The sequence below is a fragment of the Aeromicrobium sp. PE09-221 genome (assembly GCF_002174305.1).
Classification (GTDB): Bacteria; Actinomycetota; Actinomycetes; order Propionibacteriales; family Nocardioidaceae; genus Aeromicrobium.
Genome location: NZ_MIJB01000002.1, coordinates 79,689 through 102,909 on the forward strand (window position 1 = coordinate 79,689; position 23,221 = coordinate 102,909).

General features: G+C 68.2%; 24 protein-coding genes. 10 read left to right on the forward strand and 14 right to left on the reverse strand.

Annotated elements, in window-relative coordinates; all coding sequences use genetic code 11:
* Positions 1 to 696, reverse strand: coding sequence for a hemolysin III family protein (locus tag BHE97_RS00505; protein ID WP_087622060.1), 696 nt, complete (start codon positions 694 to 696; stop codon positions 1 to 3).
* A 90-nt stretch (positions 697 to 786) separates the two neighbouring features.
* Between BHE97_RS00505 and BHE97_RS00510 the strand changes: the two genes are divergently transcribed.
* Complete coding sequence (locus BHE97_RS00510; protein WP_087622061.1) at positions 787 to 1,548, forward strand: isoprenyl transferase; 762 nt, start codon at positions 787 to 789, stop codon at positions 1,546 to 1,548.
* Between the two features lie 206 nt (positions 1,549 to 1,754).
* On the forward strand, positions 1,755 to 3,065 hold the full coding sequence (locus BHE97_RS00515; RefSeq protein ID WP_087622180.1) for a PhoH family protein: 1,311 nt from the start codon (positions 1,755 to 1,757) through the stop codon (positions 3,063 to 3,065).
* A gap of 15 nt (positions 3,066 to 3,080) precedes the next feature.
* Here the strand turns inward: BHE97_RS00515 and BHE97_RS00520 are convergent, their stop codons facing one another.
* A complete protein-coding gene (locus BHE97_RS00520; RefSeq protein WP_087622062.1) occupies positions 3,081 to 4,547 on the reverse strand; it encodes a hypothetical protein in 1,467 nt (488 codons plus the stop codon).
* Positions 4,548 to 4,616: 69 nt separating this feature from the next.
* On the opposite strand from BHE97_RS00520, the gene BHE97_RS00525 reads away from it, so the two are divergent.
* The gene (locus BHE97_RS00525; RefSeq protein ID WP_087622063.1) at positions 4,617 to 5,924 is read left to right on the forward strand and encodes a DUF2079 domain-containing protein; all 1,308 of its coding nucleotides are present in this window, start codon (positions 4,617 to 4,619) and stop codon (positions 5,922 to 5,924) included.
* A 78-nt stretch (positions 5,925 to 6,002) separates the two neighbouring features.
* Here BHE97_RS00525 and BHE97_RS00530 read toward each other — a convergent pair whose 3' ends face one another.
* The 3 genes from BHE97_RS00530 to BHE97_RS00540 all read right to left on the reverse strand — a co-directional run bounded on the left by BHE97_RS00530 (position 6,003) and on the right by BHE97_RS00540 (position 11,109).
* Complete coding sequence (locus BHE97_RS00530; protein ID WP_087622064.1) at positions 6,003 to 7,400, reverse strand: class II fumarate hydratase; 1,398 nt, start codon at positions 7,398 to 7,400, stop codon at positions 6,003 to 6,005.
* Between the two features lie 9 nt (positions 7,401 to 7,409).
* On the reverse strand, positions 7,410 to 7,616 hold the full coding sequence (locus BHE97_RS00535; protein WP_087622065.1) for a hypothetical protein: 207 nt from the start codon (positions 7,614 to 7,616) through the stop codon (positions 7,410 to 7,412).
* Positions 7,617 to 7,695: 79 nt separating this feature from the next.
* Positions 7,696 to 11,109: a bifunctional proline dehydrogenase/L-glutamate gamma-semialdehyde dehydrogenase gene (locus BHE97_RS00540; protein ID WP_087622066.1), complete on the reverse strand. Its 3,414-nt coding sequence runs from the start codon at positions 11,107 to 11,109 to the stop codon at positions 7,696 to 7,698.
* 82 nt (positions 11,110 to 11,191) lie between these two features.
* Here BHE97_RS00540 and BHE97_RS00545 point away from each other — a divergent pair, with 82 nt between their 5' ends.
* A complete protein-coding gene (locus BHE97_RS00545; protein ID WP_087622067.1) occupies positions 11,192 to 12,121 on the forward strand; it encodes a LysR family transcriptional regulator in 930 nt (309 codons plus the stop codon).
* On the opposite strand, the gene BHE97_RS00550 is transcribed toward BHE97_RS00545, so the two are convergent.
* Positions 12,063 to 12,680, reverse strand: coding sequence for a hypothetical protein (locus BHE97_RS00550; protein ID WP_087622068.1), 618 nt, complete (start codon positions 12,678 to 12,680; stop codon positions 12,063 to 12,065). The two genes, BHE97_RS00545 and BHE97_RS00550, sit on opposite strands and share 59 nt — an antisense overlap.
* A gap of 25 nt (positions 12,681 to 12,705) precedes the next feature.
* Entirely contained in the window at positions 12,706 to 13,713 is a 1,008-nt protein-coding gene (glpX, locus tag BHE97_RS00555) for a class II fructose-bisphosphatase (protein WP_087622069.1), read from the reverse strand.
* A 72-nt stretch (positions 13,714 to 13,785) separates the two neighbouring features.
* Here glpX and BHE97_RS00560 point away from each other — a divergent pair, with 72 nt between their 5' ends.
* Positions 13,786 to 14,328 carry a DUF4245 family protein gene (locus BHE97_RS00560; protein ID WP_087622070.1) on the forward strand — a complete coding sequence of 181 codons (543 nt, stop codon included), beginning with the start codon at positions 13,786 to 13,788 and terminating at the stop codon, positions 14,326 to 14,328.
* Here the strand turns inward: BHE97_RS00560 and BHE97_RS00565 are convergent.
* Both BHE97_RS00565 and xseA read right to left on the reverse strand, forming a co-directional pair.
* Positions 14,271 to 14,510: an exodeoxyribonuclease VII small subunit gene (locus BHE97_RS00565; protein WP_087622071.1), complete on the reverse strand. Its 240-nt coding sequence runs from the start codon at positions 14,508 to 14,510 to the stop codon at positions 14,271 to 14,273. The two genes, BHE97_RS00560 and BHE97_RS00565, sit on opposite strands and share 58 nt — an antisense overlap.
* Positions 14,500 to 15,726, reverse strand: a complete 1,227-nt coding sequence (xseA, locus tag BHE97_RS00570; protein WP_087622072.1) for an exodeoxyribonuclease VII large subunit — start codon at positions 15,724 to 15,726, stop codon at positions 14,500 to 14,502. Before xseA ends, BHE97_RS00565 begins: the two co-directional genes overlap by 11 nt.
* Positions 15,727 to 15,850: 124 nt before the next feature.
* Between xseA and BHE97_RS00575 the strand changes: the two genes are divergently transcribed.
* Positions 15,851 to 16,840: a 4-hydroxy-3-methylbut-2-enyl diphosphate reductase gene (locus BHE97_RS00575; protein WP_087622073.1), complete on the forward strand. Its 990-nt coding sequence runs from the start codon at positions 15,851 to 15,853 to the stop codon at positions 16,838 to 16,840.
* 9 nt (positions 16,841 to 16,849) lie between these two features.
* On the opposite strand, the gene BHE97_RS00580 is transcribed toward BHE97_RS00575, so the two are convergent.
* The 5 genes from BHE97_RS00580 to BHE97_RS00600 form a co-directional block, all read right to left on the reverse strand.
* Positions 16,850 to 17,941: a hypothetical protein gene (locus BHE97_RS00580; protein ID WP_087622074.1), complete on the reverse strand. Its 1,092-nt coding sequence runs from the start codon at positions 17,939 to 17,941 to the stop codon at positions 16,850 to 16,852.
* Between the two features lie 123 nt (positions 17,942 to 18,064).
* Positions 18,065 to 18,499: a DUF6542 domain-containing protein gene (locus tag BHE97_RS00585; protein ID WP_140399920.1), complete on the reverse strand. Its 435-nt coding sequence runs from the start codon at positions 18,497 to 18,499 to the stop codon at positions 18,065 to 18,067.
* A complete protein-coding gene (locus BHE97_RS00590) occupies positions 18,496 to 19,554 on the reverse strand; it encodes a DNA recombination protein RmuC (protein ID WP_087622076.1) in 1,059 nt (352 codons plus the stop codon). The genes BHE97_RS00585 and BHE97_RS00590 overlap by 4 nt, the downstream gene beginning before the upstream one ends.
* Before the next feature lie 234 nt (positions 19,555 to 19,788).
* Positions 19,789 to 20,115 carry an antibiotic biosynthesis monooxygenase gene (locus BHE97_RS00595; protein WP_087622077.1) on the reverse strand — a complete coding sequence of 109 codons (327 nt, stop codon included), beginning with the start codon at positions 20,113 to 20,115 and terminating at the stop codon, positions 19,789 to 19,791.
* Between the two features lie 105 nt (positions 20,116 to 20,220).
* Positions 20,221 to 20,982 carry a methyltransferase gene (locus BHE97_RS00600; protein WP_170931179.1) on the reverse strand — a complete coding sequence of 254 codons (762 nt, stop codon included), beginning with the start codon at positions 20,980 to 20,982 and terminating at the stop codon, positions 20,221 to 20,223.
* Positions 20,983 to 21,000: 18 nt separating this feature from the next.
* Here BHE97_RS00600 and BHE97_RS00605 point away from each other — a divergent pair, with 18 nt between their 5' ends.
* The 4 genes from BHE97_RS00605 to BHE97_RS20305 are packed head-to-tail and all read left to right on the forward strand — an operon-like array spanning position 21,001 to position 22,986.
* Positions 21,001 to 21,543 carry a GNAT family N-acetyltransferase gene (locus BHE97_RS00605; RefSeq protein ID WP_087622181.1) on the forward strand — a complete coding sequence of 181 codons (543 nt, stop codon included), beginning with the start codon at positions 21,001 to 21,003 and terminating at the stop codon, positions 21,541 to 21,543.
* Positions 21,544 to 21,554: 11 nt separating this feature from the next.
* Complete coding sequence (gene ychF, locus BHE97_RS00610; protein WP_087622079.1) at positions 21,555 to 22,643, forward strand: redox-regulated ATPase YchF; 1,089 nt, start codon at positions 21,555 to 21,557, stop codon at positions 22,641 to 22,643.
* A 39-nt stretch (positions 22,644 to 22,682) separates the two neighbouring features.
* Positions 22,683 to 22,823 carry a type II toxin-antitoxin system RelE/ParE family toxin gene (locus BHE97_RS00615; protein ID WP_236757455.1) on the forward strand — a complete coding sequence of 47 codons (141 nt, stop codon included), beginning with the start codon at positions 22,683 to 22,685 and terminating at the stop codon, positions 22,821 to 22,823.
* The gene (locus BHE97_RS20305; RefSeq protein ID WP_201791259.1) at positions 22,810 to 22,986 is read left to right on the forward strand and encodes a HigA family addiction module antitoxin; all 177 of its coding nucleotides are present in this window, start codon (positions 22,810 to 22,812) and stop codon (positions 22,984 to 22,986) included. The genes BHE97_RS00615 and BHE97_RS20305 overlap by 14 nt, the downstream gene beginning before the upstream one ends.
* Positions 22,987 to 23,221 lie beyond the last annotated feature (235 nt).

Genomic DNA, 23,221 nt, shown 5'->3' on the forward strand with positions numbered 1-23,221 from the left:
CTAGCCGTAGACGAGGATGCTGACACCCACATAGTGAACGATGAAGGCGGCGATCGTCAGGCTGTGGAACACCTCGTGGAACCCGTACCAGTGCGGGAACGGGTTGGGGCGCTTGAAGCCGTAGACGAGGGCGCCGAGCGTGTAGAGGACGCCGCCCACGATCATCAGCACGAGCACCGTTGTGGGTGCGGCATCGACGAACTCCGGCCAGTAGAGGACCGCCGCCCACCCCAGCAGCAGATACAGCGGCACGTAGATCCACCGTGGCGCGCTCAGCCAGAAGACCTTGAACAGTACGCCCAGCAGTGCCCCGCCCCACACCAGAGAGAGCATGATCGCCGCGTGTCGTCCCGAGAGCAGCAGCAGCGAGAAGGGCGTATACGAGCCCGCGATCATGATGAAGATATTCGAGTGGTCGATGCGTTTGAGCGCCCGCTGGACGTTTTCGTGCCAGCGCCCGGTGTGATAGACCGCCGACACCACGAACAAGGCCAGCGAGCTCACCATGAACACCGCTGCACCCACGCGGGCGAGCGGATCGTCGGCGATGACCAACATGACGATGAAGGAGAAGAAGGCCAGCGGCGCGGTCGCCAGGTGCAGCCAGCCACGCAGCTTGGGCTTGATCACCTCGACTCCGGCTTGGAAGCGCTCGGAGACATCGTCGAGGAGCGTGTCGGGGGATCGTCGGGTCACGTTCTGAGGATAGTCCGGGCACCCACCTCGGCGGAGACCTTGTGTGCGCTCTCACGCGATCTGCCGGAAGGGGAGCGTAGGCTGACCCGCATGGGGATGAGCGACCTGCTGTACGGCGTGTATGAACGCCGGCTGATGAACGGACTCGACCCCGCGCGGCTCCCGCATCATGTCGGCGCGATCGTCGACGGCAATCGCCGATGGGCGCGAGGCGCGGGCACCGGCGTCGACCACGGCTATCAGGCGGGTGCCGAGAAGATCACCGAGTTCCTCGGCTGGTGCGATGAGCTCGGCGTCAAGATCGTCACGTTGTGGGTGCTGAGCACCGACAACCTGCGGCGCTCACCTGAGGAGCTCTCCGCGCTCCTCGCCGTCATCGAGCAGATGGTCGACTCGCTCGCCGCATCGCGGCGCTGGCATGTGCGGCTCATCGGCAACCTGGACATGCTGCCGCAGGAGTCCGCCGCCCGGCTGAAGGCATCCGCCGACGCGACCTCCGATATCACCGGCCTGCACGTCAACGTGTGTGTCGGCTATGGCGGACGCCAGGAGTTGACTGATGCCATGCGCTCGCTGCTGCTCGACCAAGCCGCCAAGGGCCGCACACTCGACGACATCGCCTCCACCCTCGACGTCGATGACATCGCCGAGCATCTCTATACCAAGGGCCAGCCCGACCCCGACCTCGTCATCCGCACCTCCGGTGAGCAGCGGCTCAGCGGTTTCCTGCTGTGGCAGAGCGTCCATTCGGAGTTCTACTTCTCCGATGCGCTGTGGCCGGCCTTCCGGCGGGTGGACTTCCTGCGCGCGATGCGTTCCTATGCCTCGCGTGAGCGTCGCTTCGGCGCCTGATCGCGGCCCTCGACCTGTCATCTGCCCGTCACCGGGAATTGATCTGAGCGTCACCCGCGTCCTGGCGTGTCGGCCGCGAGCCGGCGCCCCGCGGGCGTAGTTTCGAGATGTGCCGAAGCTCGCCCCTGAGACAAAGGTGCCCTTGGTCAGATCGATGATGTGAGGGCCGGGTGCAGGGTGCGTGCGTGGCTCTCGAGGAGACAGCCGTGGCTACACAGAGCAGTGCCTCATGCCGGACCTATGTCCTGGACACCAGCGTCCTGCTGGCCGATCCGGCCGCGATGCAGCGGTTCCACGAACACGAAGTCGTCATCCCCGTCGTCGTGATCAGCGAGCTCGAGGGCAAGAGACATCATCCCGAGCTCGGCTACTTCGCACGGAGCGCCCTGCGGTTCCTCGACGACCTCCGCGTCGAGCACGGAACACTCGCCTCCCCTCTCCCGATCGGGGACGAGGGCGGCACCCTGCGCGTCGAGCTCAATCACACCGATGCCGCCTCGCTGCCGGCCGGGTTCCGGCTGGGAGACAACGACACCCGCATCCTCGCCGTCGCCCGCAATCTCGCGAACGAGGGGCGCGAGGTCACCCTCGTCTCCAAGGACCTCCCGATGCGCGTCAAGGCATCAGCCGTGGGCCTGCGCGCCGAGGAGTACCGGGCGGAATGGGCGCTGGAGTCGGGATGGACCGGCATGCAGGAGCTCGAGATCGACGCACTCGATCTGGACGACCTCTACGAGCGCGGCACGATCGATCTGGAGACGGCACGCGATCTTCCCTGTCACACCGGACTGGTGCTGTTGTCGACCAAGGGCAGCGGACTCGCACGCGTCACCCCCGACAAACAGGTGCAGCTGGTGCGCGGCGACCGCGAGGCCTTCGGGTTGCACGGCCGTTCCGCCGAGCAACGGGTCGCGCTCGACCTGCTGCTGGATCCGAGCGTCGGCATCGTCTCCCTCGGCGGCCGTGCAGGCACCGGTAAGTCGGCCCTCGCCATCTGCGCCGGGCTGGAGGCGGTCCTCGAACGCGGGCAGCACAAGAAGGTCGTGGTGTTCCGTCCGCTCTATGCCGTCGGCGGGCAGGAACTCGGTTATCTGCCGGGAAGCGAGTCCGAGAAGATGGGTCCCTGGGCGCAGGCGGTGTTCGACACCCTCGGAGCCGTCACATCGCCGCCGGTCATCGAGGAGATCCTCGATCGAGACATGCTCGAGGTCCTTCCCCTGACACACATCCGCGGGCGCTCGCTGCACGATGCCTTCGTGATCGTCGACGAGGCGCAGTCGCTGGAGCGCAATGTGCTGCTGACCGTGCTCTCGCGCATCGGTGCCAACTCCAAGGTCGTCCTCACACACGATGTCGCTCAGCGCGACAACCTGCGCGTGGGACGGCACGACGGCGTGGTGGCGGTGGTGGAGAAGCTCAAGGGTCATCCGCTGTTCAGCCACGTCACGCTGACCCGGTCTGAGCGCTCCCCGGTGGCCGCACTCGTCACCGAGATGCTCGAGGACATCACCCTCTGAGCGCCGAAGGGGTGGTCACGCGCAGGGGTCGGCCGGAGTCTCGCGATCGGTCTCACGCAGCAGGTAGACGGGCCGGCCGCACAGCTCGCCGACCTCGGTGTAGCGATCCTCGAGCAGATCGGTCGAGCCGGTGAAGCCGTAGCTCGGCCAGCGATCCGGTTGGGTGGTGAGCACGATCCAGGTGGGCGGATCCTCGCCCCGGACCAGCCCGCCGAGGGTCGACAGATCGGTATCGCGCACGATCGCGGGCAGCATCCACAGATAGGGGTACGGAGTGTCCAAACCGCTCGCGTACGCGATATTCGAGCCGTAGGGGAAGACGACGATCGAGTCGGTCGGCTCGGAGACGGCGGCGATCGCCTCACCGGATCGCTCGCGTGTCAGCTGCGTGGGCCTGTCGGGCTGCTGGACCTGCGCCACCACTCCGGCGACCAGGACCAGGGCCAGCCCGCCGGCGACCACGAGACGGCCCCGGAGCCGGTAGGTCGCGGCGGCCACGCCGGTCAGGACCGCGACCGGCCCACACAGCTGAATCAGGTAGTGCAGCCAGGCGCTGCCTCCGGCCGCGACCGAGAAGAGACCGAAGGCCACGACGGCGACCAAGCCCCAGACGGCCGCCGATCCACGGCGCCAGAGCAGCGGCAGCGCGATGATCGTGAGCGGCACGGCACCGCCGAGGACGAGGGCGAGGCGGAGCCTAGAGCGGCGCTCGATGACCGATGCCGCCCCCTCGTCGATGACGCGTGATGCCTCGATCCGGAACGGGTAGAGCGCCTCGTACAACTCGGCGGGCGAGGTCCCCCGGCTCCACGACCAGAGCAGGATGACCGCCAGGGCAGCCGCGGCACCCCCGAGGAAGCCGAGCATCAGCACACGGGCCTTCGGCCAGTCGATCTCGCGCCGGAGGAGCGCGACGAGGCCCGCGACCGCGGCGAACACCGCCACATCGACGAAGTTCTGCTTGATCATCATCGCGGTGATTCCCGCCACGCCGGCCAGACAGGCACGTAGGAACGCCGTCCGGCGCGAGACGCCGGGTGCGAGTGCCGCGACGGCGGCCGAGAGCCCCGCGAGCACGAACGGCGCGGCCAGCAGCTCGCCGTCGACTCGGCCGTTCGCCACCACCGGTGTCGCCACCATGAGCGCCGCCGCCCAGGCCGCGGGAATGGCGGCCGCGTGCCCGGCGATCCGTACCGCGACCCGCGCCGCGAGCAGCACGGTCAGAGCCGCCGCCACCACGCCGATGAGGCGCAGGGCGTACATGCCCCCGGCCTGCTCGGCGAACCGGAATATCGCGATCAGCACCGGAGGGCGGTCGACCCATTGCGCCCCGTAGAGCTGGGCACCGGCGGAGCTCCATCCCCGACCGACGATGAGGAAACCGGCCTCATCAGGCGTGAGCGGGTGGCTGAGCCGGGGAAGGCGGCTGGCAACAGCGACGACGATCGCGAGAGCCACGAACAGCAGGCGCGGGCGGGTCACGCTGTCACGGTAACGGGCGGGACCACCTGCCGCCGTGCCATCGGACCGTTCGGCTAGTGTCGGATCGCCATGGACCGCCGCCCTGCCTGGATCCTCGGGATCGTCACCGCCCTCGTCTACTCGGTGCTCGGCGTGCTGCGTTTCCGGCGCTTCACCGTGACGTCGTGGGACAACGCCATCTTCGAGCAGGCGCTGGCGGCCTATGCCCGCTTCGAAGCGCCGATCGTCACCGTGAAGGGGCCGGACTATCACATCCTGGGCGACCACTTCTCGCCGATCTACGCGATCCTGGCGCCGGTGTACCGAGTGTTCCCGCACGCGCAGACGCTGCTGGTGGCTCAGGCGGTCCTCATCGGACTCTCCGTGGTCGTGATCACCGGCCTCGCGGTGCGTCATCTCGGTTCGCTCGCCGGCACGATCGTCGGCGTGTTGTACGCGGTGTCCTTCGGTGTCCAGTCAGCGGTGGTGGCCGACTTCCACGAGGTGGCCTTCGCGGTTCCCCTCCTGGCGCTCGCTGGGGCCGCATTCGTGGAGGCCCGCTACGACCGCGTCGTGTGGTGGTCGCTGCCCTTGCTGCTGGTCAAGGAGGACATGGGGTTCACGGTGGCCGCCGTCGGGGCCGCTCTGTGGCTGGCGGGGGAGCGGCGCAAGGGTGTCACCCTCGGCCTCGTCGGGATGGCCGCGGTCGCGATCGTGGTCGGCATCGTGATCCCTTCCTTCAACGCCGGGGACGGGTACGACTATGCCGGCACGCTGGGCGGGGAGTCGGGGATCCTGGCCACGCTGGCCGCCGACCCCGGCCGCAAGCTGCTGACACTCGCCCTGACCTTCGCGATCGCGGGTGTCGTCGCGCTTCTCTCCCCCTGGGCACTACTGGTGGTCCCGACCTTCGCGTGGCGGTTCGTAGGGGACAATCCGTTCTACTGGGGCACGGAGTGGCATTACTCGCTGATCGTCATGCCGGTGGTCTTCGTGGCCATGGTCGACGTCGTCGCCCGCCGGCATCGGCTCATGTGGCCGGCCCTGGTCCTCGGCGGAGCCGCGACCGTCTACACCCTGATCGGGTCGCCCCTCACGACCCTCGTGGATCCCGAGACCTGGCGCGAGTCGCCCCGCGCTGAGGCCGCTGAGGGTGCCATCGATCTGCTTCCCCGCGGTGCGACCGTCGAGTCCGATCTCGGACTGCTCACGCACCTGGCCACCGACTACGATCTCTATTGGCGCGGGACCGTCGGCGCCGTGGTGCCCGACTACATCGTCTTCGACAGCGCCATCTCTCCCGAGGACATCGAAGAGTATGGCCGCAAGGCCCATGGCACCGACTACACCGTCGTCTACGACGAGGGTGGCTACACCGTCGCCCGCCGCGGAGCCTGAGAGAACCCGTTGAGTGTGACGTTTGGACGGTGAAAAGCGGCTATCAGGCGTCCAAACGTCACACTCAACGGGGTGGTGTCACGGGTGAGTCATGCTCATGACGTCGAGGGCGTGGTCCAGATCGGCCTCGGAGATGTCTCCGCGCTCGACATAACCGTCCTCGATGACGACCTCGCGGATCGTCTTGCGCTCCTTGACCGCCTTCTTGGCGATCGCGGCGGCGTTCTCATAGCCGATGTGCCGATTGAGCGGTGTCACGACCGACGGGCTCGACTCGGCGTACTCGCGGCAGCGATCGGCATTCGCCGTGATGCCGTCGATGCAACGGTCCGCGAGGGTGACCGAGGAGGTGGCGAGCAGACGCATCGACTCCAACAGGTTGCGGCCGATGACCGGCAGCATCACATTGAGCTCGAAGGAGCCCGAGGCGCCGGCGACGGTGATCGTCGTGTCATTGCCGATGACCTGCGCGGCGACCATGAGGGTCGCCTCGGGCAGGACCGGGTTGACCTTGCCCGGCATGATGCTGGACCCGGGCTGCAGGTCGGGGAGATTGATCTCGGCGAGACCGGTGCGCGGGCCCGAGCCCATCCAGCGCAGGTCATTGCAGATCTTGGTGAGGCTGACGGCGATGGTCTTGAGCGCGCCGCTCATCTCGACCAGGCCGTCGCGGGCGCCCTGCGCCTCGAAGTGATCCGTGGCCTCGGTGATCGGCAGGCCGGTGGACTCGGCCAGGATCTCGATGACCCGCTGCGGGAAGCCCTGCGGGGTGTTGATGCCGGTGCCGACGGCGGTACCGCCGAGGGGGACCTCAGCGGTGGCGGGAAGCGCCGACTCGACCCGGCGGATGCCCTTGCGGATCTGGGCGGCATAACCCGCGAACTCCTGGCCGAGGGTGACCGGAGTGGCGTCCATGAGATGCGTGCGGCCGGACTTGACGACCTCCGCGAACTCGTCGGCCTTGCGCTCCAGCGTCGTGGCCAGGTGATCGAGGCCGGGGATGAGCTGCTTGATGGCCGCCTCGGTCGCGGCGACGTGGATCGAGGTCGGGAAGACGTCGTTGCTGGACTGCGAGGCGTTGACCTTGTCGTTGGGATGCACCTCGCGGCCGAGGCTCTTGCTCGCGATCGTCGCGATGACCTCATTGGTGTTCATATTGCTCGACGTGCCCGAGCCGGTCTGGAAGACGTCGATCGGGAACTGATCGTCGTGCTGACCGGCGGCGACCTCGGCGGCTGCGGCGGAGATCGCGTCGGCCTCGTCCTGGTCGATGATGCCGAGCTCGGCATTCGCCTGCGCGCAGGCGGACTTGATCTGCGCCAGGGCGCGGATCTGCGCCGACTCGATCGGCGTGCCGGAGATCGGGAAGTTCTCGACGGCACGCTGGGTCTGCGCCCGCCACAGGGCGTCGGCCGGGACTCGGACCTCGCCCATGGTGTCGTGCTCGATACGCCATTCGGTGGTGTTGTCGGTCATGCTCGCACCCTATCGGTCAGTCGTCGTGTACCGAGTCTCAGGACGATTCGTTGGTGGGCAGCGGCGGCGACGCGAGCGCGAGACGGCACGCCATCCGACGATGGTGATGGCGATGAGCACGGCCATCACGATGAGCCGAGGATGATCGAGGATCCCACTGGCGGCGAGGCCCGCGCCGGCCAGTGCGAACGCGAAGCCCAGCGGGATCCTGATCATGCGCTCCACTCTCGCGGCGGAGCAGTGCCGAGTGGATCAGGGAACACCCCCTGATCCACCCTGAGCGGACCCTGGTGTTCTACACGATGGCGTCGGTGAGGTGGTTGGGCGTGCCGAAGCGATGCGCCGTGATGCTGATCGCCTGCTCGTGCAGGAAGGGCAGCAGCTCGATGCGTCCGGCCTCAGTGACCTCGTGGTCGTAGACCGCGATATCGGGCCGGCCACCGATCGCCGGGTAGACCGAGGCAGCCGACCCGCCCACGAGGCGCACCCGCAGAGCAGGGCCCGAGGCGAGGGCGCGAAGCCACGCCTCGTCGGCGAGCACCTCGATATTCAGCCCTGTGCCCTCGAAGAGCGCCGCATAGCGCCGGTCGGGGAGCGAGACGGTCACCGGCGCGTCGACCGAGATCGCCGCTGCCGCGACCCGCACGAGATCGGCCACCTCGCCATCGGCGGCGAAACGGATCACGGCCGGACACGGCAGGTAGCGGAAGACATTGCGCTCGGCGGTCAGCTCGCTGACGTCCTTGCGGATGCCGAACTCCGACCGCAGCATCGCGGCATCGCTGTGCGTCGCGCGAGTCAGTCGCTCGCGGGCCGCGTCATCGAGCCCGGTGACCTTCGCGGCCTCCTGCACGAATCCGGCGACATCATCGGCGGGGCTGTCCTGGGCGGCGGCCTCGCTCGACGTCCAGTCGCCGAGCGCGATCAGATAGTTCGGTCCGCCCGCCTTGGCGCCCGGTCCGACCGCCGACTTCTTCCAGCCGCCGAAGGGCTGGCGGCGCACGATCGCCCCGGTGATGCCGCGGTTGACGTAGACATTGCCCGCCTGCACGTTCTTCAGCCACAACTCGATGTCGTCGGCGTCGAGGGAGTGGAGGCCGGCGGTGAGCCCGTACTCGACCCGGTTCTGCAACTCGATCGCCTCGTCGAGGGTCTCGGCGGTCATGATGCCGAGTATCGGGCCGAAGTACTCGGTGAGGTGGTACTCCGAGCCCGGGGCGACACCGTCGCGGACGCCCGGGCTCCACAGCCGTCCGGTGTCGTCGAGCTGCTGGGGACGCACCAGCCAGGTCTCGGTCGAGCCGAGTTTGGTCAGGCCGCGCAGCAGCTTGCCCTCCGCGGGCTCGATGACCGGGCCCATCTGTGCGGTCGGATCGGACGGCCAGGCGACCTTGAGGGAGCGGACGGCGTCGAGCAGCTGGCGGCGGAAGCGCGGCGACGTCGCGACCGAGCCGACGAGGATCACCAACGACGCGGCCGAGCACTTCTGTCCCGCGTGGCCGAAGGCCGAGTAGACGACGTCCTTGACGGCGAGATCGAGATCGGCGCTCTCCGCGACGATGATCGAGTTCTTGCCGCTCGTCTCGCCGAAGAGCGGCAGATCCGGGCGGAAGCTGCGGAACAGCTCGGCGGTCTCGAAGGCGCCGGTCAGGATCAGCCGGTCGACACGTGGGTCGCTGATGAGCTGGCGGCCGAGCTGGTCCTCTCCGACGTTGACGAGGCGCAGAACATCGCGCGGCACGCCGGCCTCCCAGAGCGCCTGCACCATGATCGCGCCGCAGCGCCGGGCCTGCGGCGCTGGCTTGATGATGACCGATGAGCCTGCCGCGAGGGCGGCCAGGGTCGACCCGGCCGGGATGGCGACCGGGAAGTTCCACGGTGGCACCACCAGGGTCAGGCCGACCGGCTGGAACTGCGCGCCGTCGATCTCGTCGAGCTCACGGGCGAGCTCGGCGTAGTGGAGGGCGAAGTCGATGGCCTCCGAGACCTCCGGGTCGGACTGGTCGAGGGTCTTGCCGCACTCGGAGGCCATGACCTCCAGCAGGCGGGCGCGGCTCTTCTCGAGGCTGTGCGCGGCGCGAACCAGGATATCCGCCCGCTCGGCCCCGCTCAGCGCACCCCATGAGGCCGACGCGCCGACGGCTCCGGCGATCTGGTCGTCGAGATCGCGCGGATGGGCGATGGTGTGCTCGGCCACGATGTCCTCGCCCAGGACTGAGCCCTCGATGCGGGCGAAGATCCCGCGGGCCCACTCCAGGTTGGCCGGCAGCGAGGGGTCGGTATCGGGCGTGTTGGCGAACTCCGCGGGGAAGGGCTCGGGATCGGCTCGCCGGTCCTGGGCGCGGTTCGGCAGGGGTGCCTCGGTGAACATCATGCCCAGTGAGGTGCGGAAACGCTGCTCCTCGCGGCGGAACAGCTCCTCATTCGCCGAGAGCTCGAAGACCGCCGACATGAAGTTCTCGGAGCTGGCGCCCTCTTCGAGGCGCCGGATGAGATAGGCGATCGCGACATCGAACTCGCGAGGATGCACGACGGGCGTGTACAGCAGGAGCTCGCCTACGTCGCGACGCACGGCGGCGGCCTGGCCGGGGGCCATGCCGAGCAGCATCTCGAAGTCGACTCCTTCGCGGACACCGCGCTCGCCGGCCAGCAGCCACGACCACGCGAGGTCGAAGAGATTGTGCCCGGCGACGCCGACGCGCACGTGGGCGATGCGGTCCGGGGTCAGCGCGTAGTCGATGACGCTCTTATAGCTCGCATCCGACTCGGCCTTGCTCGACCAGGTCGCGAGCGGCCAGCCGTGCAGCGAGGCCTCCACCTGCTCCATCGGCAGGTTCGCCCCCTTGACGACGCGCACCTTGACCGGGGCGCCACCGCGCGCGACGCGCTTCGCCGCCCAGTCCTGTACGCGCTGCATCGCGCCGAGGGCGTCCGGCAGGTAGGCCTGGAGCACGATGCCCCCCTGCAGCTTCTCGAACTGCGGCATGTCCAGGATGCGCGTGAAGACCTCGATGGTCAGATCGAGGTCGTGGTACTCCTCCATGTCGAGGTTGATGAACTTCGGCGTGGGGGCGGCCGCGGCGCGCTCGTAGAGCGGGATCAGTCTCTCGACGATGTGGTCCGCGGCGGCGTCGAAGGCCCACCGGTTGTGCGGGGCGACGGTCGAGGAGACCTTGATGGAGACGTAGTCGACGTCCTCGCGTGCCAGGAGCTTGTGCGTGCCCTCGAGTCGCTTGGCGGCCTCCTCCTCACCGAGGACGGCCTCGCCGAGGAGGTTCATGTTGAGTCGGGTGCCGGGCTTGCGGATCTTGTCGATCGCTTGTCCGAGCTGCTCATCGCGCGCGTCGATGACGAGGTGGCCGACCATCTGGCGCAGCACGCGCCGCACGATCGGGATGACCAGCTTGGGCGCCACCCGGCCGGCGACGGCACCGACCTTGACGGCGACCTTGAGATACCACTGCAGGAAGCCGGGCACGTCGCGGGCGAGCTCGGCGAACTTCCGCGCCGCGATGCGTTCGTCCTCGGGACGGATCACGCCGTCGATGAAGCCCACCGTGAAGTCGAGGCCCTTGGGGTCCTTCAGCAGGCCGGCGAGCTGGGCTGCGGAGCGGTCGACCGGTTCTTTCTCGGCGGCCTGGAGCCAGGTGCGCACGAGGGCGACAGCATCGTCGGCAAGCGAGTCGGGAAGCGGGAGGGGAGCGGTCATGACACCAGTATGAGAACCATGACACTTCAGGTAAAGTGACGTTTCCTTATCGATATCATTCGGTTCACGTGAAGGATTACCGATGCTCGACGTGCGTCGCCTCACCCTGCTGCGCGAGCTCCACCATCGCGGGACGATCGTGGAGGTCGCCGCCGCGCTCCACCAGTCGCCCTCGTCGGTGTCGCAGCAGCTGACCATCCTCGAACGCGAGGTCGGTGTCCCGCTGCTGCGCCGTACGGGCCGGCGGTTGACGCTCACCCCGCAGGCGGAGATCCTCGTCGGCCACACCGAGGCGATCGTGGCGCGTCTGGAGCTGGCGGAGACCGAGCTGGAAGAGTCGCTTGACGCCGCTGTCGGCACCGTGCGGATCGGCATCTTCCAGTCTGCGGCGCTCGCGCTCATGCCGCGGATGCTCGTGAGCCTGCGCGACACCCACCCCTTCGTGCGGGTCGAGATGCAGCAGCGCGAACCGGCCGCCGCGCTCGGGGCGACCTCGATCGGCGATGTCGACCTCGTGGTGGCCGAGCAGTACCCCGGACATGCCGCGCCGTGGCATGCCGAGCTCGATCGGGTGCCGCTGTTCGCCGACCGCATCCGGCTCGTGACTCCCCGGGTGGGTCCGCTGGCCGAGATCACCGCGGTGGAGGAGGCGGCCACGGCACCGTGGACCATGGAGCCCGATGACGTCGCCTCCCGGCACTGGGCGGAGCAACGGTGTCGCGTCGCCGGATTCGAACCGGATGTGCGCTACGAGACTCCCGATCTCCAGGCCCAGATCGACCTCGTCGAGGCTGGTATCGCTGTGGCGCTCATCCCGGATCTCATGTGGCTCGGACGCGAGGCCGACGTGCGACTCCATGGCCTCGAGGGTGATCCGCGCCGACAGGTCTTCACCGCCACGCGGCCGTCCGTGACGCAGAGCCCGGCGATCGTGGCCTGTCGGGAGACGCTGATCAGCGTGGCCGCGAGCCTCGAAGAACCCAGTACGACTCCTGGCGTCCCTGCAGCCTGACCGGGACCTCGTGCGTCTCGACCCGTTCGAAGTGCTGGCGCAGCCTGCCGCGTACGGCGGGGGAGTCGGCCATCGACCAGACACAGAGGTGGCCGTCCGGGCGCAGACGCACTGCGCACTGCTGGATGAAGTCCTCCTCGTAGACCTGCGCATTGGCATCGTGCACGAGGAAGTCCGGCCCGTTGTCGACATCGAGCACGATGGCATCGAGACTCATCCCCGACTGCGCGGCCACGATGTCGCGGACGTCCCCGGTCTCGATCGCGGTCCGAGGATCCGCCGCCAGCTCACGGCCACCCGGGATGGTGTCATCGGCGAACCACCGCACGACATCGGGCTCCACCTCGGCGACGATCACCCGACCGGCACCTCCGTCGAGCAGAGCTCGGAGCGTGTAACCGAGCCCCAGACCACCGACGAGGACATCGCGGGCCCCCAGATCGAGCACCACCTGGGCGAGCAGCCGCTCGGAGCTGGCCTCGGCGTCGTCCATCACGAAGACGCCGTTGACGCGGAGCTCGAGCGCGCCGTCCACACGGCGACGCAGGTGGGCGGTCATGCCATCGTGGCCCAGGGCGCGACGCTCACTGGTCGTAGTCGACCGCCGAGTAGGCGCGCAGCTTGCTCAGACGGTGCTCGCTGAAGATCTTGCGGATGGTTCCCGAGCGCGACCGCATGACGATCGATTCGGTGTAGGCGACGGGACCGGCATAGCGGACACCCTGCATGAGCTCGCCATCGGTGATGCCGGTCGCCACGAAGAAGCAGTCATCGGCGCTGACCAGATCATCCGTGGAGAGCACCCGGTCGAGGTCGTGCCCGGCATCGAGGGCCTGCTGGCGCTCCTCATCGTCCTTGGGGGTCAGACGACCCTGGATGACGCCGCCGATGGCCTTCATGGCGCAGGCGGTGATGATGCCCTCGGGAGTACCGCCGATCCCGACGAGCAGATCCACGCCGGTGGCGGGACGGGCCGCCATGATGGCGCCGGCGATATCACCATCGGTGATGAACTTGATGCGGGCGCCGGTCGACCGGATCTCGTCGACGAGGTGCTGGTGGCGCGGCCGGTCCAGCAGACAGACGGTCACGTCCGCGACCTGGATGCCCTTGGCCTTGGCGACGATCGCGATGTTCTCCGAGACAGGAAGGCGGATGTCGACCGAGTCGGCCGCCTCAGGACCGGCCACCAGCTTCTCCATGTAGAAGACGGCTGAGGGATCGTACATGGCGCCGCGTGGCGCCACCGCCATGACGGAGATGGAGTTCGGCATGCTCTTGGCCGTCAGGGTGGTGCCGTCGATCGGATCGACCGCGACATCGCACTCCGGACCGTGGCCGTCGCCCACGTGTTCGCCGTTGTACAGCATGGGGGCATTGTCCTTCTCGCCCTCGCCGATCACGACCACGCCGTCCATCGCCACGGTGTTGACGAGACTGCGCATCGCGTTGACGGCGACCCCGTCCGCGCCGTTCTTGTCGCCGCGGCCCACCCAGCGTCCCGCGGCCAGGGCACCGGCCTCGGTCACCCGGACCAGATCGAGGGCGAGATTGCGGTCAGGGGCATCGACGGCAGGCGTGAGAGTCTCCACACCGGCATCCTAACGGGGTTCGCGGGGGTCGCTAGGGTGGCGGTCGTTCGGGTACCACGATCCAGGAGAACGATGAGCGGCTACGGCGGCGCGAATGCCAAGATGAGCGACGTCCTGCGCAGTGTCCTGCTGCTGACCGCGGGTGTGCTCGTGGTGTTCGTCATCGGCCGGCTCTTCTTCACCGTCGAACCGGACCGTCCTGTCTCGGAGGTCGACTACGTCACCGCCGCCGAGGGTGTGGAGCCGACCGCGGGCTTCGATCCCTGGCTGCCCGAGCAGCTGCCCGACGGCTGGATGGCCAATTCCGCGCGGATCGACGCCAGCACCTGGGAGATGGGGGTTGTCACCGATGATGACGAGTTCATCGGAATCCGCCAGCTGCTCGACGGCGAGGGCGAGGCCCTCGGCCGGGCGATCGACGACGACCCTCGCGAGGAGACCGTGAACGGCGTGGTGTGGCACGTGGGAGAGTCGGGTGACGAGCTCGTCTACGCCACTACTGAGAACGATGTGACGACGGTCGTGAGGTCGACGACCTCAGCCGATGTGACCCGTGACTATGTGTCGTCGCTGGTGCGGTTCTCCGAGCTCGCCTCGGCGGATGCGAGCCGCTGACGGGCACCGTCGAGCCACGTCTGGCAGATCTCGGCGAGCTCCTCGCCGCGTTCCCACAGCGCCAGGGACTCCTCGAGCGTGGTGCCGCCCGTCTCGAGTTTTTGGACGATGCCGATGAGTTCGTCGCGGGCCTGCTCGTAGCTCAGCTCCGGGCCGGTGCCGGGCAGGGCGTCAGTGCTCATGGCGGTGCTCCTCGATGGTCTCGATGCGGGCGGTGAGCAGCCCGTCGGTGACGTGGATGGTGAGGTGGTCGCCCGCGACGACCTGCTCGGTGCTCGTGACCGGATGGCCGTCGGCGCCGAGCGCCACGGCGTACCCGCGTTGCAGGGTGTTCAGGGGCGACAGCGCCCGGACGCGGGCCAGATGGTGGCTGATCTCGTCGTGGGCGCGATCGAGTCTCATGCCGACCGCGCGGCGTACCCGTTCGCGATGCTGGTCGACGAGGGCCTGCTGGACATCGACCACGGTGGTGGGGGTGGCCAGCACCGGACGGGTGCGCAGGGTGGTCAGCGCGTGGGATTCGCGGTCGATGAGGGACCGCAGTGCTTGACGCCCGCGGGCGCGCATCTGGACGAGCCCGTTCAGCTCGTCGGCCACATCGGGCACGATGCGCTTGGCAGCGTCCGTGGGGGTGGAGGCGCGCAGATCGGCGACGAGATCGAGCAGAGGGATATCGGGCTCGTGGCCGATGGCGCTCACGACCGGCGTGGTGACGGCATGTACCGCGCGGATCAACGACTCATCGGAGAAGGGCAGCAGATCCTCGACGCTGCCCCCGCCGCGCGCGATGACGATGAGGTCGATCTCCGGGTCCGCATCGAGAGCCCGCAGCTCAGCGATGACCTGGGCGGCGCTCTGCGGCCCCTGCATCAGCGCATATCGGACCCGGAGAGGAGCGCCGGCCCACCGGAGCCGGACATTCTCGACGACATCGCGCTCGGCGGCCGAAGCCTTGCCCGTGATGAGGCCGATGCCCCCGGGCAGGAGCGGCAGGGCCCGTTTGAGCCGGGGATCGAACAACCCCTCGGCGGCGAGCAGCTGCTTGCGACGCTCGAGCTGGGCCAGCAATTCGCCCTCACCGGCCGGGCGGATCTCCCGGATGGCGAGCGAGAGGCGGCCGCTGGGCTGGTAGAAGTCGGGTTTGGCGTGCACGACGACGCGGGCCCCCTCCGTCACGGGCGCCGGGGAGGAGTCGAGCACGCTGGCGTGGCAGGTCGCCTGGATGCTCATGGTGGCCTCGAGATCGCGCAGTGTCAGGAAGCAGACTCCGCGGCGACGGTTGAGCTGGGCGATCTCCGCCTCGACCCACACGGCCCCCAAGCGCCCGATATAAGTGCCGATCAGCCCAGAGATCTGCCGCAACGGTGCGGGAGCGTCCGGACTGGTCTCGAGGGCCATGGGGCGACCTTACCCAGCGCGACCGACAGTCCCGCCGGCGGTTTCGCGGGCAGTTAGAGGTTCCACCGATAGGGGAGACTACTGCGCGCCACCCCCATTGGTGGAACCTCTTAGGATGAGGGTCATGACGTCCTCGGTCGAACTCGGCATGCCCTCGATGGGTGGCTCGGTCCTCCTGGCCGATCCTCGCGGCTACTGCGCGGGGGTGGACCGTGCCGTGATCACGGTCGAGAAGGCACTCGATCTCTATGGTGCGCCTGTCTATGTCCGCAAGCAGATCGTGCACAACAAGCATGTGGTGCAGAACCTCGCCGCACGGGGCGCGATCTTCGTGGAGGAGCTCGACGAGGTCCCCGAGGGCTCCACGGTGGTCTTCTCGGCGCACGGAGTCTCGCCGGCCGTCCATGCCCAGGCCGCCGAGCGTGATCTCAAGACGATCGACGCCACCTGCCCGCTGGTGACCAAGGTCCACCATGAGGCGAAGCGTTTCGCCAAGGAGGACTACCGCATCCTGCTGATCGGGCACGCCGGTCACGAGGAGGTCGAGGGCACGGCGGGCGAGGCTCCCGAGCACATCACCCTCGTGGAGCACCCCGATGACGTCGATGCCCTGGAGTTCGAGGAGGGCACCCGGCTCTCGTGGCTCTCGCAGACGACGCTGAGTGTCGACGAGACGATGGAGACCGTCCGCCGGTTGCGCGAGAAGTTCCCGCAGCTGGAGGATCCGCCGAGCGACGACATCTGCTATGCCACCCAGAATCGCCAGGTCGCGGTCAAGGAGATCGCCAAGGACGCCGAGCTCGTCATCGTCGTCGGCTCGGCCAATTCATCGAACTCGGTGCGCCTGGTCGAGGTGGCCCTGGAAGGCGGTGCCCGTGCCGCCTACCGGATCGACGACATCAGCGAGATCGACGACGCGTGGCTGGACGGCGTGACCACCGTGGGTGTCACCTCCGGCGCGTCGGTGCCCGATGACCTCGTGCAGGACGTGCTGGGCTACCTCGCCGAGCGCGGAATCGGCGACGCGCGGGCCATCCGCACCGCCGAGGAGTCGCTCATGTTCGCCCTGCCGCCCGAGCTGCGCCGCGATCTGAAGGCCGCCGGCCAGAGCTGACCGCCCCGATCAGGACGAGATGGTGTCCTGATCGGAGTCGTCCTCGTCCTCGCTGTATCGACGCTGCCGTTCGCGCTGACCGTGCGTCAGCCGGCGCAGATCCGTCTCCGAATCGAAGCTCGAGCCGAGCCCGCCGGCCACGACGCCCATCGCGGCGCTGAGCCAGGCGATGTCGAGATAGTTCACGAAGCTCGCATCCTGGTCGAGGATCACGCTCATGAATTCGGGGTCGATGACGACGAGACTGGTCAAGAGGATCAGCACCACCAGCACGGCGTACAGCACCAGTACGCACAGGAACAGCGTAGCGATCGTCGAGAGGTTGTAGAGCAGCACCACGGTGGACAGACGTTCCTGGACGGGCTTGTCCCAGAGCCGGTTGCTGACGATCAGCCACGCGACCATCACCGTCATTGCCAACAGGCCGATCAGCAGCAGACGCGCGGTGGACAGGTAGTTCGACATCTGCCAGATGGAGTTGTAGAAGATGCCGAAGGCGCCGGTGGCCGAAGCTGCCGCCAGGGCGCTGGAGAGTCGAGGTGCCGTGCGCCAGGGGTCGTTCGCCATCGTCATGCCCAGGACCATGCGTAGACCTCCGGCCGTCTGGTTGGAGGTGAGCTCGCGGTGTCCGGACTCGTCGAGCACCTCCCCCCAGTGACCCCAGCGCAACCGGTGGGCATCGGGATCCAGATCGCCGTCCACCGGCACGAGACGCAGCGCGCAGGCCATGAGGACGGTGAGGATGCGTCGCTTGGTGGTCACCGCGCCAAGGGTGGGGCAGGAGATGACGCCTACCTTCTCGTCTGGGAAGATCTCCGCGATCAGCGGCCGACTGCCGCGATGCCGGGGGATCTCGGTGAGCAGGAGCACGACATCGATGCGCTCGTACTTCTCGGCGATGCGGCTCGCGACATCGAAGTCGAGGGAGTTGTCGGGTCGCAGACGGATGGTCTCGGTCTGGGTATACAGCTCCACCGGCGGACTGAAAGTCGTCTCCAGCTGGGTCCGAAGCTCGTCCTTGATCGAGTCGACGCGGCGGCTCGGCAGGCCCGGGTCGGCAACGACCAGGACATTGACCCCACGCGCGGTCTCGTCGGTCATGCATCATCTCCTGGACAGCGGGTCGGGGCAGGGGACCTTCAGCTTCGCAGGAGCTTCGGTATGCCACCACCGGAGCCGTCATGGAGCGGTGACATGAAGGGCGTTGGCCGCCTTCGAGCGAGATCAGCGGGCGGGCGCGGGACTGTTGACGATCCGCGCGACGATGATCAGCAGCGCCAGCGCGTGACCGATCAACAAGGGGACACCGAAGGCGATCGTGCCGGACAGGGCCCGCCCGAGGATGCCGACATCCTCGGGCGTCCCGTCCAGGACGAGCGCCGAGCCGAAGAAGGCCGAGACGAGCACCATCGCGGCGGCGAAGATCACCGGCGGGGCGACGCCGGCGGCGAAGAGCGCGTCGGGACGGACCGCGAGGGGGAGTGTCGCCACGATCAGGACGAAGCCGAGGGAGAACGGCAGACCGAGGCGATGGTCGAGCAGATCGAGGGAGATGACGAAGGTCAGGGCGACGATGGCCAGCACGATGGCCTGCCGGGCGGTCAGATCGTGACTCGCCAGGGTGCGGGGTGCGCGCAGCAGCGCCGAGGCCATGGTCATGACGTTAACCGATCCGTGAGCTCGGATGCGGTCATCTGACGGGGTGTCGTGTCGATGAGTCGCGGTGGATCGAGGGGCGCCTCGCTGACCTGGAGGTCCTGGAGGCGTCGGGCGCTGACGAGAACCCGCGATTCGATCGAGGCGATGGCGTCGTTGTAGGAGCGGACCGCCTTGTCGAGGGCGCCGCCGACCCGGTCGAGGTGGCCCGCCGCGGTGCCCAGCCTCTCGTAGAGTTCCCGAGCGGCGTGATGGATGTCCCTCGCGTTCTCGGCGAGCTGCTCCTGTGTCCAGGCGAAGGCGACCGTGCGCAACAGCGCGACGAGGGTCGTGGGGGTGGCGAGGATGACCTGCCGGCTCGCCGCGTACTCCAGTAACGAGGCATCGCCCTCGAGCGCCGCGGAGAGGAAGGACTCGCCGGGGACGAAGAGCACCACGAACTCGGGGGCGTTGTCGAACTGACGCCAGTAGGTCTTGGCGGCCAGCTGATCGACATGGGTGCGCACCTGGCGGGCATGGCGCCGCAGGTGGGCGGCGGCTTCGTCGTCGTCCTCGGCCTGGGCGACGTCCAGATAGGCGTCGAGCGGCACCTTGGCGTCGACGACGACGGACTTGCCTCCGGCGAGATGGACGAGCATGTCGGGGCGTAGCCGGCCGTCATCGCCGCTGGTGCTCACCTGCAGGTCGAAATCACAACGCTCGACCATGCCGGCGAGCTCGGCGGTGCGCCGCAGATGCATCTCACCCCAGCGCCCGCGTACCTGCGGCCGGCGCAGCGCCGTGGACAGCGAGGCCGTCTCCCTCCGGAGCTGTTCGCTGGTGAAGCGCACGGAGTCGACCTGTTCGCGCAACTGCGCCTGCCAGGCCGTGCCCTGGGATTCGAGGTCGCGTAACCGCGAGTCGAAGCGCTCGATGCTCCGCGTGACAGGTTCCATCGCCAGTCGTGCGGAGTCGGCGTCCACCGGGGCGGGGGCACGACGAGATGCCGTGAGCTGCCCGGCGATGAACCCCAGCGCGAGGGCCAGGAGGGCGACGATCAGGAGTGCGAAGGCGTCCATAGCCCCACTCTGACCTCACCCACCGACAAAACCGGGCACGTCCTCCCACCCGGGCTCGGGCGGTAGCCCATCAACCTCACCTCGCGCCGGGCGGACCGGTGGCGGTACGTCGCCAACCTGATCAGGCGGGCGGATTCGTTTCATGACGTACCTTCACTCCCGAGATGGGGCTGGCCCGGTCGATGTCGACGACGGTGGAAGGGACGGCTCGACGTGCCGCGGCGGCCCGGGGCGTCAGTTCCCGGAGCCGCCGGCGACCTCATAGGACCAGAGTTCGCTGTGGGTGCCGACCGGCTTCTGCGGCTCGCCGCCCTCGCGCTCGCTTTCCGAGCGGTGCCCGTGGCCGAAGGCAGCCGAGTTCATCCAGGCCTGGAAGGACTCCTCGTCGCGCCAGCGGGTGACGACGAGCCACTGCTCGCGGTCATCCGTGGGCTTCAAGAGCTCGAAACCCTCGAACCCCTCCTGGCCGTCGACGGCACCCGCACGCTTGGCGAAGCGGTGGGCCAGCTCGTCGCCGCTGTCCTTGGGGACCGTGATCGCGTTGATCTTGATGATGCTCATGCCGCCATCCTCCCACCTGACCCCTGGTCGGTGAGACAGCGTCCATTCTGAGCGAACGGCGGTGCGGCAGCGTCTGTTCCGACAGACAGACAGACGGACGCCTATTCACCGCCCGGACGGGCTGGCGAGAAGGAGGAGATCGTCCTCGGACTCCTCGTAGTCGATCTCCAGGCCGGCGTCCTCGCCGATGCGGCCGGCCTCGGCGCGCTGTTCCCGCGCGACCAAAGTGACGAAGAGGCTGCCGGGGGCGAGCCATCCGATGGCATCGCGCGCGACCGCCCGCCAGGGATCGAGTCCGTCCGGTCCACCGGCGACACAGAAATCGGGCTCGTGTGCCCGGAAGTCCGCATGGATCCAGGAAAGCTCTCCGGTCGGCACATGGGGCAGGTAGGCCACCGCAAGGTCGATGCGACCGCGCCAGGAGGGCGGAAGGGGTGACCACCAGGACCCCTCGGCCACCTCGAATCCGTGACGCTCCCCAGTGCGTCGCGCGGAGATGGCGGCGACGGGATCGATCTCGGTGCCGACGATGCGGGCTGCGGGGAGCCGGGTGGATAGGATCGCCGCCAGGGTCCCGGCGCCACACCCCAGATCGGCGGCGATGCGTGCGTCGGGATGGCGTGCCGCGGCGGTCTCGGCGATCGCGGTGGACCGCGCCCGCGGGACGAACACCCCGGGTCCGAGATCGACCCGAACGCCACCGATCTCGGTGAAGCCGAGGACCTGCTCCAAAGGTGTTCCCGCGATGCGCTGTGCGATGGCCGTCGCCAGGGCCTGGCTCTCGAAGGCCGATCGCAAGGCGGTCGCCTCGTCTTCGGCGAAGACACAGCCCGCGGCGCGCAGACGCTCCACCAGCCCGTCGCTCACCTTCGTAGAGTACGGGCCATGGACGCCACGATCAGGACCGAACGCCTCCTGCTGCGCTCGATGACCCCCGACGACGCGGACTTCGTCTTCGATCTGTTCTCGCGGCCGGAGGTGGCCCGGTGGAGCGGCTCGGGGGAGCCGATGACCGAGCGCGGGCAGGCCGTCGCGCGCATCGAGGCGCAACCCGCCCGCGCGGGCGACCATCCCGCCTGTGGGGTCTTCGGGATCGCCGTCGATGATGCGCTCGTGGGCATCGCGATGCTCGTGCCGTTGCCGTCGAGCGGGGGAGGTGCGCGCGAGGATGTCGAGATCGGCTGGCATCTCCATCCCGATGCGTGGGGTCACGGGTATGCGACGGAGGCCGGGCACGCGGTCGTCGACCGCGGCTTCTCGGCGGGGTTCGAGGAGTTGTATGCGGTCACCGATCCGGTCAACGAGCGCTCACAGGCCGTCTGCAGGCGCCTCGGCATGACCGACCTCGGATTGCGGGACGACTGGTACGACACGACCACCCGGGCCTTCGTGCTCGCCGCGGCGTCGCGGCCGGGGCGCGACCAGTAGGCTAGTGCCCCGTGGCACTCACCATCGGCATCGTTGGACTCCCCAATGCGGGCAAGTCGACCCTCTTCAACGCCCTGACCAAGAACGACGTCCTCGCGGCGAACTACCCGTTCGCGACGATCGAGCCGAATGTCGGCGTGGTCGGGGTCCCCGACTCCCGGCTGGAGAAGCTGGCGGAGATCTTCGGCTCGGCCAAGATCCTGCCCGCCACTGTGCAGTTCGTCGATATCGCGGGCATCGTGCGTGGCGCGTCCGAGGGAGAGGGGATGGGCAATGCCTTCCTGTCCCATATTCGCGAGTCCGATGCCATCTGCCAGGTGACCCGCGTGTTCCGCGACGAGGATGTCACGCATGTCGACGGCGAGGTCAATCCGTCCAGCGACATCGGGACCATTTCGACCGAGCTGATCCTCGCCGACCTGCAGACGGTCGAGAAGGCGATCACGCGCCTCGAGAAGGAGTCGCGCAAGGACAAGTCCCTCGTGCCGCAGCTCGACGAGGTTCGCAAGGCCCAAGAGGTGCTGGAGGCCGGTGACGGTGTCTTCGCCGCCGGCCTCGACCTGGAACTGTTGCGCGATCTGCACCTGATGACGGCCAAGCGCTTCCTCTATGTCTTCAACTGCGATGCGGACGAGCTGGCTGACGAGGATCTGAAGGCGAAGATGCGCGACCTCGTGGCCCCGGCCGAGGCGATCTTCCTCGATGCGCTCGCCGAGGCCGAGCTCGCCGGACTCGGCGACGACGAGGAGGCCGAGGAGATGCGCGCCGAGCTGCTCGCCGAGATGGGGGTGACCGAGCCGGGACTCGACGCCTTGGCTCGCGTCGGCTTCGACACCCTCGGCCTGCAGACCTATCTCACGGCCGGACCCAAGGAGGCCCGCGCCTGGACCATCAAGAAGGGTGCCACCGCTCCCGAGGCGGCCGGTGTCATCCACACCGACTTCCAGCGTGGCTTCATCAAGGCCGAGATCGTCTCCTTCGACGATCTCGTCGAGGCCGGCTCCATGAATGCGGCCAAGGCCGCCGGCAAGGTCCGCATGGAGGGCAAGGACTATGTCATGTCCGATGGTGATGTCGTGGAGTTCCGCTTCAACGTCTAGCGTCAATTGGGATCCGCGGAGTCGCTCGACGACGTGCGGGTGCCTCCAGATGACCGGCTTGAAGCCTTGAAGGATGACCGGGTCGGGCAGTACAGCATCGGGATCAACGACCAGTGGCGGATCGGTTTCAGATGGACGGACGCCGGACCGGAGGAGGTGGAGATCGTTGACTACCACTGACAAGACCGACCCGATCCGCCCTGGAGAGGTCCTCATGGAGGACTTCATCGAGGGCTTCGGCATCACACAGAACAAGCTTGCGGTATCGATCGGTGTGCCACCGCGCCGCATCAATGAGATCGTGCACGGCAAGAGGGGCATCACCGCGGACACCGCACTGTGACTGGCGAGGTACTTCGGGACCTCGGTCGAGTTCTGGATCAGTCTGCAGAGCCACTACGAGCTCGACCGTGCAGAGGACCTCGTGGGGGAGAAGATCGCGGCGATCACTCCGCTCCAGGTGGCGTGACCGGCCACCTGGTCGTCATCTCTGGTCGACCTCGTGGACGACAGGGACCTCGTGATCCTGCAGACCCGCTCCGCTACTGACCCAGATAGCCTTATGCGCAGGCATGCGA

Bases quoted from the DNA above. Each gene is read 5' to 3' on its own strand.
- BHE97_RS00510 (WP_087622061.1), top strand. From the start codon at position 787: ATGGGGATGAGCGACCTGCTGTACGGCGTGTATGAACGCCGGCTGATG.
- BHE97_RS00525 (WP_087622063.1), top strand. From the start codon at position 4,617: ATGGACCGCCGCCCTGCCTGGATCCTCGGGATCGTCACCGCCCTCGTC.
- BHE97_RS00530 (WP_087622064.1), bottom strand. From the start codon at position 7,400: ATGACCGACAACACCACCGAATGGCGTATCGAGCACGACACCATGGGC.
- BHE97_RS00535 (WP_087622065.1), bottom strand. From the start codon at position 7,616: ATGATCAGGATCCCGCTGGGCTTCGCGTTCGCACTGGCCGGCGCGGGC.
- BHE97_RS00540 (WP_087622066.1), bottom strand. From the start codon at position 11,109: ATGACCGCTCCCCTCCCGCTTCCCGACTCGCTTGCCGACGATGCTGTC.
- BHE97_RS00545 (WP_087622067.1), top strand. From the start codon at position 11,192: ATGCTCGACGTGCGTCGCCTCACCCTGCTGCGCGAGCTCCACCATCGC.
- BHE97_RS00550 (WP_087622068.1), bottom strand. From the start codon at position 12,680: ATGACCGCCCACCTGCGTCGCCGTGTGGACGGCGCGCTCGAGCTCCGC.
- BHE97_RS00560 (WP_087622070.1), top strand. From the start codon at position 13,786: ATGAGCGGCTACGGCGGCGCGAATGCCAAGATGAGCGACGTCCTGCGC.
- BHE97_RS00565 (WP_087622071.1), bottom strand. From the start codon at position 14,510: ATGAGCACTGACGCCCTGCCCGGCACCGGCCCGGAGCTGAGCTACGAG.
- xseA (WP_087622072.1), bottom strand. From the start codon at position 15,726: ATGGCCCTCGAGACCAGTCCGGACGCTCCCGCACCGTTGCGGCAGATC.
- BHE97_RS00575 (WP_087622073.1), top strand. From the start codon at position 15,851: ATGACGTCCTCGGTCGAACTCGGCATGCCCTCGATGGGTGGCTCGGTC.
- BHE97_RS00580 (WP_087622074.1), bottom strand. From the start codon at position 17,941: ATGACCGACGAGACCGCGCGTGGGGTCAATGTCCTGGTCGTTGCCGAC.
- BHE97_RS00585 (WP_140399920.1), bottom strand. From the start codon at position 18,499: ATGACCATGGCCTCGGCGCTGCTGCGCGCACCCCGCACCCTGGCGAGT.
- BHE97_RS00590 (WP_087622076.1), bottom strand. From the start codon at position 19,554: ATGGACGCCTTCGCACTCCTGATCGTCGCCCTCCTGGCCCTCGCGCTG.
- BHE97_RS00595 (WP_087622077.1), bottom strand. From the start codon at position 20,115: ATGAGCATCATCAAGATCAACGCGATCACGGTCCCCAAGGACAGCGGC.
- BHE97_RS00605 (WP_087622181.1), top strand. From the start codon at position 21,001: ATGGACGCCACGATCAGGACCGAACGCCTCCTGCTGCGCTCGATGACC.